Source organism: Halovivax asiaticus JCM 14624 (genome assembly GCF_000337515.1).
GTDB classification, from domain to species: Archaea; Halobacteriota; Halobacteria; order Halobacteriales; family Natrialbaceae; genus Halovivax; species Halovivax asiaticus.
In genome coordinates, this window is record NZ_AOIQ01000023.1 from 65,053 (window position 1) to 77,405 (window position 12,353).

The window sequence follows — 12,353 nt, forward strand, 5'->3', positions numbered from 1 at the left end:
ACGCGGAGTCGAACACCGTCGGACGAACGCGACGAACTCGTTGCTTCACGTTCCGATCGGTTCGTTTCTCAACTTTCAAGCCGCGTGACCGCGTTGGTGGGGATAATGTTCGACTCGGACGACCTCGAGTCCATCCGCGAGGGGCACGCGGCGTGGAACGAGGAGACCGTCGACCCTGTCGTCGATCGGTTCGGCGAACGCAAAGAGACGTTCACGACGGACACGAACGGCCAGGAAGTCGATCGCGTCTACACGCCGGCGGACGTGGCCGATCTCGACTACGAGGACGATCTCGGGTTCCCGGGGGAACCGCCGTACACGCGCGGCGTCTACTCGACCGGCTATCGTGGCCGACTGTGGACGATGCGCCAGTACGCCGGGTTCTCGACCCCCGAGGACACCAACGAGCGGTATCATTATCTCCTCGATCAGGGTCAGACCGGCCTCTCGATGGCGTTCGACCTGCCGACGCAGATGGGCTACGACTCCGACGCCGAGATGGCCGCCGGCGAGGTCGGGAAGGCCGGCGTCGCCATCGACTCGTTAGACGACATGCTCACCGTCTTCGACGGTATTCCGCTGGACGAGGTCTCGACCTCGATGACGATCAACGCGCCCGCGAGCGTGCTCCTGGCGATGTACATCGCCGTCGGGGATCGCCAGGGCGTCGACCGCGAGGAGTTGCGCGGGACCATCCAGAACGACCTCCTGAAGGAGTATATCGCGCGCAACACCTACATCTACCCGCCGGAACCCTCGATGCGGATCATTACGGATATCTTCGAGTTCTGTGCGGACGAAACGCCGAACTTCAATACGATCTCCATCTCCGGCTACCACATCCGCGAAGCCGGCTCGACTGCGGCGCAGGAACTCGCCTTCACCCTCGGTAACGGGATCGAGTACGTCGAGGCGGCCGTCGACGCCGGACTCGACGTCGACGAGTTCGCCCCACAGCTATCCTTCTTCTTCAACGGCCACAACAATATCTTCGAGGAGGTCGCGAAGTTCCGCGCTGCCCGTCGGATGTGGCACGACATCATGGAGGAGCGCTTCGACGCGCAGAACCCCAAGTCCAAGCAACTCAAGTTCCACACCCAGACGGCGGGCTCGATGCTCACCGCCCAGCAGATCGAGAACAACGTCGTCCGCGTGGCCTATCAGGCGCTCGCGGCGGTGCTGGGCGGCACGCAGAGTCTCCACACGAACGGCAAGGACGAGGCGCTGGCGCTGCCGACCGAAGAGTCGGTGCGCACCGCGCTTCGCACCCAGCAGATCCTCGCCCACGAGTCCGGCGCGGCCGATACGATCGATCCGCTGGCGGGGAGTTACTACGTCGAGAGCCTCACTGACGAGGTGGAAGCCGACGCCTACGACCTGCTCGACGAGGTTGCAGACCGGGGCGGGATGTTAGACGCCGTCGAATCGCAGTGGGTCCAGCGCCAGATTCAGGACACGGCGTTCGACCGCCAGCGTGAGATCGAAGACAGCGAGCGCATCATCGTCGGCGTCAACGAGTTCGAAGTCGAGGAAGAACAGGAGATGGACGTCCAGGAGGTCACCGCCGAGGACCAGCAGCGCCAGATCGACAGCCTGGAGGAGACGAAAGCGTCCCGGGACGACGAAGCGGCTGATGCGGCACTGGCGGCGGTTCGAGACGCGGCGCGCGGCGACGAGAACCTCATGCCCCATATTATCGACGCGGTCAAAGCCTACGCGACGGTCGGCGAAATCTGTGACGTGCTCCGCGACGAGTTCGGCGAGTACCAGGGCGGCGGCGCGGTGTAGCGGCCTGATTCCGTGCAGTACTCGCTCAACGGAGTAAATCGGCCTGTCGAATACTATCGGTCCGTCAGTTCTTCCACTGAAACAGCTGGTCTGCCGGACTGCACACTTACCGAAGACGCAGGAGTAGCAGAAGCGATAGTGGGAGGAGCACGGCAGGCAATGCCCCGTTGAGCAGGAGCACCCTTAGCGAGGGAATAATAATCATAAGAATTAGAATAATATTACTAATCAACAGTCCGATAATCAGATTGAGGCGGAAGATGACAGGGTTCCTTGCCATTATATTTTTCTAATCGCTGTCGGATATGTATCTTATGGGTTGGATACTTAGCCTATTCTGATCGTTCGGCAGTCCTCTCTCTCTCTCTCTCTCTCTCTCGAGCGCCACATTCTCGGCCACATCACGCCCTGTTTCGAAGATACGATTTCACCTGTATTGCAACTCAATGTACCGTGCCGTGGTGAGCGACGGTACTCTTCGAGTCGTGGAGCGGACTTGTACCCCGCGACCAATTCCAACAGAGTCATCGAATCACAAGAGTGAGGCCACGCCCCGTCGAACACCCGGCTAATGCAGTTCGATCACGCGGGCATCGCGACCGAGGACGCCACAGCGCTCGCCGAGTTGTTCGTCGACCTCTGCGGGGTCGACGTGGCCCACGAGGAGACGTTCGACGGCATGCAGGTCGTCTTTCTCGACTTCGGGAACGGCTACCTCGAACTCTTAGAACCGACGGAGGACGGAACGATTGCGAGCTATCTCGAGGACAACGGGCCCGGCATCCATCACCTCGCGTTCGAGACGGACGACGCCGGTGGGGCGATCGAGCGGGCGCGCGAACTGGACATCACGCCCATCGACGAGGAGCCACGCCCCGGCGCGTGGGGCCACGACGTCGCCTTCCTCCACCCGCGAGACACCGGCGGGATCCTCGTCGAGTTCGTCGAGCACTGAGCCTGCCGGCCGTCACTCGCTTGCCACCTAGCCGAAGTTCTCGATCAGCGCGTCGTCGGGATCGCCACCGGCGTCCTCGATCGCGTCGGCGACCGTAGTGACGAATTCCGTGAAGCCGAACGCGAAGAGTTGGCCGTCCGCGACGTGGTCGGCGATCGCCCCGCGGAGCCGCTCCTCGTCGCCGTCCGCGACGATCGTCACCGGCACGTCGTCCGCTGACAGCGCGTCGAGGCGGTCCATATGAGCTGGCTCGTCGTCCAGGTACACTACGGCGGCGTCATAGTCGCTGTCCCGGGCGGCTTCCGCGATCGCGACGGCCGGTCCGACGCCGGGGCCGCCAGCGATCGCGACCACGTGACTGTCGCGCTCGTAGGCGATTTCGCCGAACGGGCCCTCGATCTCGATCTCGTTGCCCGGCTCTCGGTCGGCGAGCCACGGCGAGAGGTCGCCCTCGGGATCCACGCCGACGGTGATCTCGAACGTCTCGTCCATCGTGGGCGAGGAGAGCGTGTAGTGGCGTGCGATCTCCTCGTCACCCGGCGTCGCGCGGACGAGAACGAACTGTCCCGGAGCGGCGTCGAATCCGTCCGGCGATTCGAGCTCGAGTGCGACCGTCTCCGGTCCAACTCGGTCGACCGCGGTCACTGCGACTGTCGCGTTCATACGCACGCTTTGTGGGAGGGAGCCAAATGGGTTCTGGGAACGAACGGGTTCCTGGAGCCAATGATCTCGGGGCCGGGTGGGTTCTTTTTCGAACGGTGGCGTGTGATCTCGTCACGATCCGATCGGCCCGTCGTCAGTTCTCCACGCAGACAAACAGAACGGTGGCGTAACCGTTACCTCGTGCGGTCAGTCACCGGGGGTTTCAGAAGCCTTTTCCTCTCCCCCGGGCAAGGGCCGCTAGAATATGCCAGCGGATCTCAACTGGGCCATCGGCGGGGAAGCCGGGGACGGTATCGACTCCACCGGCAAGATCTTCGCCCAGGCTCTCGCCAGAGCTGGACGGCAGGTGTTCACCTCGAAGGACTTCGCCTCACGGATCCGGGGCGGGTACACCGCCTACAAGATTCGAACCTCGGTCGAGGACGTGCAGAGCGTCGTCGATCGACTCGACATCCTCGTCGCGCTCACCCAGCGAACCATCGACGAGAACGTCGACGAAATGCACGACGGTAGCGCGATCATCTACGACGGCGAGCGCTCGTGGGACGCCGAACTCCCCGACGAGGCGACTGGCGTCGACGTGCCGCTCAAGTCCCTCGCCGAAGAGGCCGGTGGTGCCATCATGCGAAACGTCGTCGCCCTCGGTGCCGCCTGTGAGATCACCGGCTTCGACGTCGCCTACCTCGACGAGGCGCTGGAGAAGCGCTTCGGCGGGAAGGGGTCCCAGATCGTCGAGAACAACAAGGAGGCCGCCCGGCTCGGTCGAGATCACGTCCGCGAGGAGTACGATCTGGACCACCTGGGCTACGATCTGGAGACGACCGACGAGGACTACGTCCTCCTGAACGGCAACGAGGCAATCGGCATGGGCGCCATCGCGGCCGGCTGTCGCTTCTACGCCGGCTACCCGATCACGCCCGCGACCTCCATCATGGAGTACCTCACCGGCCGTGTCGACGACTACGGCGGGCACGTCGTCCAGGCGGAGGACGAACTCTCGGCGATCAACATGGCGCTCGGCGCGGCACGCGGTGGTGCCCGTTCGATGACGGCGACCTCGGGTGCCGGGATCGACCTCATGACCGAGACGTTCGGCCTCGTCGCGACGAGCGAGACGCCGCTGGTCATCGCGGACGTCCAGCGATCCGGTCCGTCGACAGGGATGCCGACGAAGCAGGAACAGGGCGACCTGAACATGCTCCTGTACGGCGGCCACGGCGAAGTGCCACGGTTCGTCGTCGCCCCTACCTCGATTACTGAGTGCTTCTGGAAGACGATCGAGGCGTTCAACCTGGCCGAGAAGTACCAGACGCCGGTCTTCCTCGTCTCCGACCTGGCGACGTCGGTCACCGAGCAGACGTTCCCGCCGGAGGCGTTCGAAATGGACGACGTCGAGATCGATCGCGGCAAAATCGTCGCGGAAGACGACGTCGAGGAGTGGCTCGACGAGGAGGGTCGCTTCCGGGCGCACGCCGCGACCGACGACGGGGTCAGCCCGCGCGCCCTTCCGGGAACGCTCGACGGCGCCCACATGAGCACTGGCCTGGAACACGACGAACTCGGCCGCCGGACGGAGGACACCGACGTCCGTGTCCAGCAGGTCGATAAACGAAATCGAAAGGTCGAGACCGCGAAGGCAGAGGAGGACTGGGACTACCGCGAGTTCGGCGACCCGGATGCCGACGACCTCGTCATCTCGTGGGGCTCGAACGAGGGTGCCCTCATCGAGGCGCTCGACCTCCTCGAAGAACGTGATATCTCGGTCCGCGTCCTGTCGGTTCCGTACCTGTTCCCGCGGCCCGACCTCACCGAGGACGTCGAGGCAGCCGACAACGTGATCGTCGTCGAGTGTAACGCCACGGGGCAGTTCGCCGACGTGATCGAACACGACACGCTGACGCGGGTCAAGCGGATCAACAAGTACACGGGCATCCGCTTCAAGGCGGACGAACTCGCGGACGACATCGAAGCGGAACTCTCCACGGAGGTACCAGCATAATGAGCTCAGACGTTCGATTCACCGACTTCAAGTCCGACAAGCAACCGACCTGGTGTCCCGGCTGCGGTGACTTCGGGACCATGAACGGCATGATGAAGGCCCTGGCGAACACGGGCAACGACCCCGACAATACGTTCGTCGTGGCCGGAATCGGCTGTTCCGGCAAGATCGGGACCTACATGCACAGCTACGCGCTTCACGGCGTCCACGGCCGCGCGCTGCCCGTCGGGGCCGGCGTCAAGATGGCCCGTCCCGACATCGAGGTCATGGTCGCCGGCGGCGACGGCGACGGTTACTCGATCGGGTCCGGCCACTTCATCCACGCCGTCCGCCGGAACGTCGACATGTCCTACGTGGTCATGGACAACCGCATCTACGGCCTGACCAAGGGTCAGGCGTCGCCGACCTCGCGATCGGACTTCGAGACCTCGACGACTCCCGAGGGGCCGAAGCAGCCGCCGGTCAACCCGCTCGCGCTCGCGCTCGCCTCCGGCGCGACGTTCATCGCCCAGTCGTTCGCCTCCGACGCGATGCGCCACACCGAGATCGTCGAAGCCGCGATCGAGCACGACGGCTTCGGCTTCGTCAACGTCTTCAGCCCGTGTGTCACGTTCAACGATGTCGATACCTACGACTACTTCCGCGATACGCTGGTCGACCTCCAGGAAGAGGGTCACGACCCGAACGACTACGACGACGCCAAGGACGTCATCCTCGACTCCGACAAGGAGTATCAGGGCGTCATCTATCAGGACGACGAGTCGGTGCCGTACGGCCAGCACCAGAACCTCGGCGCGAACATGTCCGAGATTCCCGACGGCGCCCCCGAGGACGCGATGGACCTCGTTCGCGAGTTCTACTAACGCCGTCTCGTCCGTTCTTGCCGCTCGGTTCACTCCGGCGCCGATTTTTCCACGTCCCAGCTTCGACTCCGGTTACGATCGGTGTCGAAGTCGGCCGGCTGTCGCGTCGATGACGGTCGTTCGCCGCGTGTGCTGGCGTTGGCCGCACGTCGTCGCCGGACGTGGCCGCCCGTGGTGGCCATCGCAATCAGGCTGCGGCCCCTGCCGATACCAGCAATCGTTATGAGGGTTCGGTCCAGCCTGTCACGTATGACGGACTTCTCGACGCGAGTCGAAAACGTCTCGATCAGTGGTATCCGCGAGGTGTTCGAAGCGGCCGGCGAGGACGACATCAACCTCGGGCTCGGCCAGCCGGACTTCCCGACACCCGAACACGCCTCGCAGGCCGCGGTCGAGGCGATCGAATCACACGAAGCGGATCCCTACACGGGAAACAAGGGGATTCCCGAACTTCGCGAGGCGATTGCTGGCGCCTATGACCGCGAGTACGGCTTCTCGATCGATCCGAACGACGTCATCGCGACGGCCGGCGGCAGCGAAGCGTTGCACATCGCGCTCGAGGCTCACGTCGGAACCGGCGAGGAGGTCATCTTTCCCGATCCAGGGTTCGTCGCCTACGACGCGCTGACGACGATCGCCGGCGGCGTCCCGAACCCCGTTTCGGTGCGTGAGGACCTGACGCTCGACCCTGCGGCCGTCGAGGCGGCGATCACCGAGGACACCGCGGCGTTTATCATCAACAGTCCCGGCAACCCGACGGGAGCGGTCGCCTCCGAGGACGACGTGCGCGAGTTCGCCCGTATCGCCGACGAACACGACGTGCTCTGTATTTCCGACGAGGTGTACGAGCACATCGTCTTCGACGGCGAACACCACTCGCCGATGGCGTACGCGGAGACGGACAACGTCGTCACCGTCAGCGCTTGTTCGAAGACCTACTCGATGACCGGCTGGCGACTGGGCTGGGTCACGGGCTCGAACCGGCGAATCGAGCGGATGCTGCGCGTCCACCAGTACGTTCAGGCCTGTGCCTCGGCGCCGGCCCAGTACGCGGCCGAGGCGGCCCTCACCGGCCCGCAGGATCCCGTCGACGAGATGGTCGCCACCTTCGAAGACCGACGTGATCTCGTCCTCGACGGACTCGAAGATGCCGGCCTCATCGTTCCGACGCCGGAGGGTGCGTTCTACGCCATGCCGGAAGTCCCCGACGGCTGGTGCGACGAAGTGCTGGATCGGGGCGTCGTGGTCGTCCCCGGTGAGGCGTTCGGCGAGAACGGCGCGGGCTACGCTCGACTCTCCTACGCGACGGGAACCGAGGAACTGAAAGAGGCGCTGGAGATCATCGACGCGGCGACGGCAGCGGTCCAGTAAGTACCGAGATCCAGTACGCACCGTGTGAAGACGGGCCCGACGACGAAGCCATCGGGACTGACCACGTATTCTCACCACGTCGGTCGACCCCTGACGGTTTTGTCCGCGTCCGTGGTGAGGGAGCCTATGGCCGTCTCCCGTCACGGTTCGGGCCTCCGCGCCGACCTTCGAGCGTACGCCTCGCAGGTCCACCCCGTATTCATGCTGCCGCCGGTCGCCGCGTCCCTGTTCGGGGCCGTTCTCACGACCAATTTCACTTTTTTCCCGGCCGCAGTCCACGCCGTCGCGATCTTCGCGGCAGTCTACACGGCGCACGTCAAGGACGGCTACGTCGATTTCCACGTCCGTGACGAGGACGACGATCATCCGCTCACCGTCGCTGGTTGCCTCGCGGGGCTCTACGGTGCGACGGCGCTGTTTGCAGTTGCCACACTGATCCTTGCTGTCGGCGTCGATTTGCTCGCCGCTGCGCTGACGGTGCCGACCTGGGTGATCGCGTACCTCCACGCACCCCAACTGGACGTGCATCCGATCGGCGCGACGATGGGCTACCCCGCGGGGATCGGGCTGGCAATTCTGGGCGGGTACGCCGCCCAGACCGGGACACTCTCGCCGCTCGCGCTCGCGTTCGCGCTCGTCTTCCTGGTGGTCCTCACCGGGATCAAAGTCGTCGACGACACGACCGACGTGACCTACGATCGCACTATCCGGAAGCGGACGGTCGCAGTCGTTCTGGGGACCGATCGGGCTATCTTCCTGGCGTATGGGTTGATCGGCGTCGGTCTCGTTACGTGCCTTGTGTTCGTGCTCGTCGGGCTGTTCCCGCTGGGGAGCATCCTCGCAGTGGCTGCCCTGGCACTGGTCGCGGTCACCGCACGTCGTGCGCCGCCGAAACTCGCGACGATGCTCCTGATTCGGGGGTGCTACGTCTTCCTCGCGGTTCTCGTCGCGGCGGTCTGGTTCGAACCAGTCGATATCGTGTTATAATTGGTGCCGAACGGTACCGCGTCCCGTGATACCGGTCCTCCCGCCAACTTATACGGCGTGGTCTCGTACATCACATATGAGCGAAGAATCCGGGCGACGGAACCTCCGTATGCCCTCGAACGACGAAGTGTTCGCCGTCGTCACCGATCACCTCGGCGGCAACCACGTGCAACTGCAGTGTGCCGACGGCGTCGAACGTCTCGGTCGCATTCCTGGTCGCATGAAGTACCGCACCTGGATCGAGGAGGACGACGTCGTCGTCGCTGAACCGTGGGACTGGCAGGACGAGAAAGCGACGATCGAGTGGCGCTACACCAGCCAGGACGCCAACCAGCTCCGACGCGAAGGCCACATCGACTGATCGATTTCGGCTGAACAGGCCGGTCTTTTGCTGTTTTCTACCCACACCTGCCAGCGACGGCGCTGTTCGGGCGATCGATTGAACCCGATCGCCTTCGATCGATGTGTCGGACTCGGGTCGACAGTCGTTCGACCGACAGCGTCGGGGAAACGTTTAGACGGTGTGTGAGTAACGCTCTCGTATGACATACGACATCGAGTTCTGCTTCGAGCTCGGACTTGCTGACGACCAGATATCGGTCGCCGAGGGACGACGCGAATCCCACGCCGCAGACTGGGGTGCCTCCCAGCTCGACGAAGGCGTCGTCCCGGACGCCGTGGTCTGGCCGGAGTCGACGGGCGACGTTTCGGCCGTCCTCGCCGCGGCGACAGACCGCGGTGTGCCCGTGACGCCGTACGCGGCGGGAACCGGGCTGGAGGGTAATGCAGTTCCGGCTCACGGCGGTATCAGTCTCGATCTGACGCGGATGAACGCGGTCGTCGACTACCGGCCGGCCGACTTCCAGATCGACGTGCAGCCAGGGTTGCTCGGCTCTGCGGTCGACGAATTCGCTGGCGACGATGGCCTCTTCTTCCCACCGTTGCCGTCTTCCGGAAACATCTCGACGATCGGCGGGATGATCGCCACGGACGCGAGCGGCATGCAGACGGTGAAGTACGGCGAGGTGGCCGACTGGGTACTTGGCCTGGAGGCCGTCCTGGCCGACGGAACGGTGATCCGGACGGGGTCGCGGGCGGTGAAGACCTCGAGTGGCTACAATCTGACCGAGTTGCTGATCGGCAGCGAGGGGACCCTCGCCGTCGTAACGGAGGCCACCCTCGAGTTGGCCGGTCGACCCGCACAGAAAAGCGGTGTGCGTGCCATTTTCGAGACGCTCGACGCGGCGACCGCAGCCGTCTCCGACACCGTCAGGTCTGGTGTCGACGTCGCGCGCATCGAAGTCGTCGACGGATTGAGTGCCCGGATGGCGAACGCCTACCAGGGGAGCGATCTACCGGACGCGCCAATGGTCTTCCTCGAGTTTCACGCGAACCACGGCGTCGACGAGGAGGTCGCCCTCTGCCGATCGATCTTCGAGGAGTACGCCCTCGACCGGTTCGAGACGGACGGTGAGGGGACCGAGATGGCCGATCTCTGGACGGCGCGTCGGGACCTCGCCTACGCCGTCGCGAGCTACGACGCTGACCTGGATCCGCTCCACCCGGGCGACGTGACGGTCCCCATCAGCGCGTACCCAGAGATCGTCCGTGAGACGAAGCGGCTGGCCGAGGAGGCCGACCTACTCGTTCCCTGCTTCGGCCACGCCGGCGATGGCAACCTCCACTACAGCGTTCTCGTCGACCGCTCCGACCCTCAGCTGGTCGAGCGCGGGGAGGAACTGTACGCCGCGATCGTCGACCGGGCGATCGAGCTGGGCGGGACGGCAACGGGCGAACACGGAATCGGACAGGGAAAGCGCGAGTACATGGAACCGGAGCACGGTGACGGTGCCGTCGACGCCATGCGGTCGATCAAGCGTGCACTGGACCCGACTGGCACACTGAACCCAGGAAAAATATTTCCGGAGACGGAAAGCGGGGAGCGCGTTTGTGATCCGGTGAGTGAAGGGTGAGCGGTGTGATCGAGTCGAGTGACGGCGGTCCGGTCAGTCGTGGACGAACACGTCGAGGACGTCCGGACCGTCGCGAGCGAGCGCGTCCTCGAGTACGGGTTCGATCTCCTCGGGCGTCTCGACGAGCGTCCCACGCGCGCCGTGGCTCTCGGCGTTGGCGACGAGGTCGACCGGCGGATCGAAGTCCATCCCGGGGAACTCGTAGTCGGCTTCCTCGCCGCCCATGAGGTCCAGCGTGTTGTTCTTCAGGATGCGATAGTTGCGGTTGTCCGAGACGACGACGGTGAGATCGAGGTCGTACCGAGCGGCGCTGTACATCGCGTGGGGGTAGTAGAGGTACGAGCCGTCGCCGACGAAGCCGACGACCTCCCGGGGATCGTCGCGATCTCCTTCGGCGAGAGCGGCGCCGACGGTGGCCGGGAGGCCGTAGCCGAGCCCACCTCCCTTGTTCGAGATGTACTGCTCCGGCTCGAACGACCAGCGCGTGAGCATCGCGTACTTCGAGGTGACGCCCTCGTCGACGACGAACGCGTCGCCGGCGACCCGTTCCATCGCGTCGACGAGTTGGGCCTTCGAAGCGCGAGGGTCGTCGGGCCGTTCGTCGCTCGTCATCGTCGCCATCTGTGCCTCGACCATCTCGGAGACGGCGTCGACGTACTCGAGGCGTTCCTCGCGAACCTCGTCGGGGAGTCGCTCCGCAACGCGATCGGCGACGGCCGCGAGCGCCTGCCCCGGATCGCCGACGACGGCGACGTCGGCCGGCTGGTTCTTGCCGACCTCCCAGACGGCGTCGCTCACGTGCAGACAGGTCGCGTGGTCGGGGACGAGCGGCTCTTCGTGGCGGGTGAGCGTGGTGTTGGTCGAACAGCCCGCGAACAGGATCGTCTCGGCCGACAGCAGCGTCGAGGCCAACTCTTCGTCCGGCGGGACGTGCGAGATCCACTGGGGGTGTTCGGTCGGGAAGTTCACCTCGGAGGAGAGGATCTCACCGTGGACCCGCGCACCCGACGCCTCGGCGAGGTCGACTGCGGCTTGGACGGCGTCGGCGCCCGCGCGGGCCACGTGATCCCCGACGACGATGATCGGATTCTCCGCCTCGACCAGCGCGCCCGCCGCGGCCTCGATCGCGTCCGGGTCGCCGGGACCCGCGGTGGGGACCCGTCCGAGTCGCTCCGGTTCGGCGTCGGTTTCGGCCATCGTTACGTCGAGCGGGAGGCCGAGGAAGACGGGTCCCGTCGGCGGCTCGAGCGCGACGCGAAACGCCCGTCGGAGCATCGTCGGTAGCGCGTCCACGTCTAACACCTCGTCGGACCACTTGCAGAACTGGTCGGCCATCGAGGCGAGTTCGCCCGAGAGGATCGGCTCCTCGTGGCGGAAGTCCGTGCTGTGGTTGCCGGCCGTGACGACCAGCGGCGCGCCCACCATCTTCGCCGCGTAGAGGTTCCCGAGCCCGTGTGCGAGCCCCGGCGCGATGTGGAGGTTGACGACGCCGACGGGCAGGACGTCGTGGTCGTGGTGTGCATGATAGCGTCGCGTCTGAGCGTAGCCGCCGGCCATCCCGACCGCGACGTCCTCGTGGAGTCCGAGAACGTACTCGAGGTCGCTCTCGCCGATCGCGTTGACGATCGGCAACTCCGTCGTTCCCGGGTTGCCGAAGACATACTCGACGCCGTAGCGCTCGAGGGCGTCGACGAAGAGGTCGGCGCCGGTAGTCGCTGTCATGGACTACCGTCTGGTGCGTATTCACATCAAAT

Annotated in this window: 10 protein-coding genes; 8 read left to right on the forward strand and 2 right to left on the reverse strand. The window is 64.9% G+C overall.

Translation table 11 applies throughout. The annotated features are described in order from the left end of the window. Positions 1 to 105 precede the first annotated feature (105 nt). Both C479_RS15280 and mce read left to right on the forward strand, forming a co-directional pair. Positions 106 to 1,788 carry an acyl-CoA mutase large subunit family protein gene (locus C479_RS15280; protein ID WP_007704605.1) on the forward strand — a complete coding sequence of 561 codons (1,683 nt, stop codon included), beginning with the start codon at positions 106 to 108 and terminating at the stop codon, positions 1,786 to 1,788. 571 nt (positions 1,789 to 2,359) lie between these two features. Beyond that, positions 2,360 to 2,743 (forward strand): methylmalonyl-CoA epimerase, encoded by a 384-nt coding sequence (gene mce, locus C479_RS15285; protein WP_007704608.1) that lies wholly within the window; start codon positions 2,360 to 2,362, stop codon positions 2,741 to 2,743. A gap of 27 nt (positions 2,744 to 2,770) precedes the next feature. Here the strand turns inward: mce and C479_RS15290 are convergent, their stop codons facing one another. Further along, on the reverse strand, positions 2,771 to 3,406 hold the full coding sequence (locus C479_RS15290; RefSeq protein ID WP_007704611.1) for a ferredoxin--NADP reductase: 636 nt from the start codon (positions 3,404 to 3,406) through the stop codon (positions 2,771 to 2,773). Between the two features lie 244 nt (positions 3,407 to 3,650). Between C479_RS15290 and C479_RS15295 the strand changes: the two genes are divergently transcribed. The 6 genes from C479_RS15295 (at position 3,651) to C479_RS15320 (ending at position 10,599) form a co-directional block, all read left to right on the forward strand. After that, complete coding sequence (locus C479_RS15295; protein ID WP_007704614.1) at positions 3,651 to 5,405, forward strand: 2-oxoacid:acceptor oxidoreductase subunit alpha; 1,755 nt, start codon at positions 3,651 to 3,653, stop codon at positions 5,403 to 5,405. Next, on the forward strand, positions 5,405 to 6,268 hold the full coding sequence (locus C479_RS15300; protein ID WP_007704616.1) for a 2-oxoacid:ferredoxin oxidoreductase subunit beta: 864 nt from the start codon (positions 5,405 to 5,407) through the stop codon (positions 6,266 to 6,268). Before C479_RS15295 ends, C479_RS15300 begins: the two co-directional genes overlap by 1 nt. A 249-nt stretch (positions 6,269 to 6,517) precedes the next feature. Next, positions 6,518 to 7,639 carry a pyridoxal phosphate-dependent aminotransferase gene (locus C479_RS15305; protein ID WP_007704618.1) on the forward strand — a complete coding sequence of 374 codons (1,122 nt, stop codon included), beginning with the start codon at positions 6,518 to 6,520 and terminating at the stop codon, positions 7,637 to 7,639. Positions 7,640 to 7,765: 126 nt separating this feature from the next. Continuing rightward, the gene (locus tag C479_RS15310; protein WP_007704621.1) at positions 7,766 to 8,626 is read left to right on the forward strand and encodes a UbiA family prenyltransferase; all 861 of its coding nucleotides are present in this window, start codon (positions 7,766 to 7,768) and stop codon (positions 8,624 to 8,626) included. A gap of 76 nt (positions 8,627 to 8,702) precedes the next feature. Then, entirely contained in the window at positions 8,703 to 8,987 is a 285-nt protein-coding gene (locus C479_RS15315) for a translation initiation factor eIF-1A (protein WP_007704624.1), read from the forward strand. 181 nt (positions 8,988 to 9,168) lie between these two features. Next, entirely contained in the window at positions 9,169 to 10,599 is a 1,431-nt protein-coding gene (locus tag C479_RS15320) for an FAD-binding oxidoreductase (protein ID WP_007704628.1), read from the forward strand. A gap of 33 nt (positions 10,600 to 10,632) precedes the next feature. Here the strand turns inward: C479_RS15320 and C479_RS15325 are convergent, their stop codons facing one another. After that, positions 10,633 to 12,321, reverse strand: a complete 1,689-nt coding sequence (locus C479_RS15325; protein WP_007704630.1) for a thiamine pyrophosphate-binding protein — start codon at positions 12,319 to 12,321, stop codon at positions 10,633 to 10,635. Between the last annotated feature and the right edge of the window lie 32 nt (positions 12,322 to 12,353).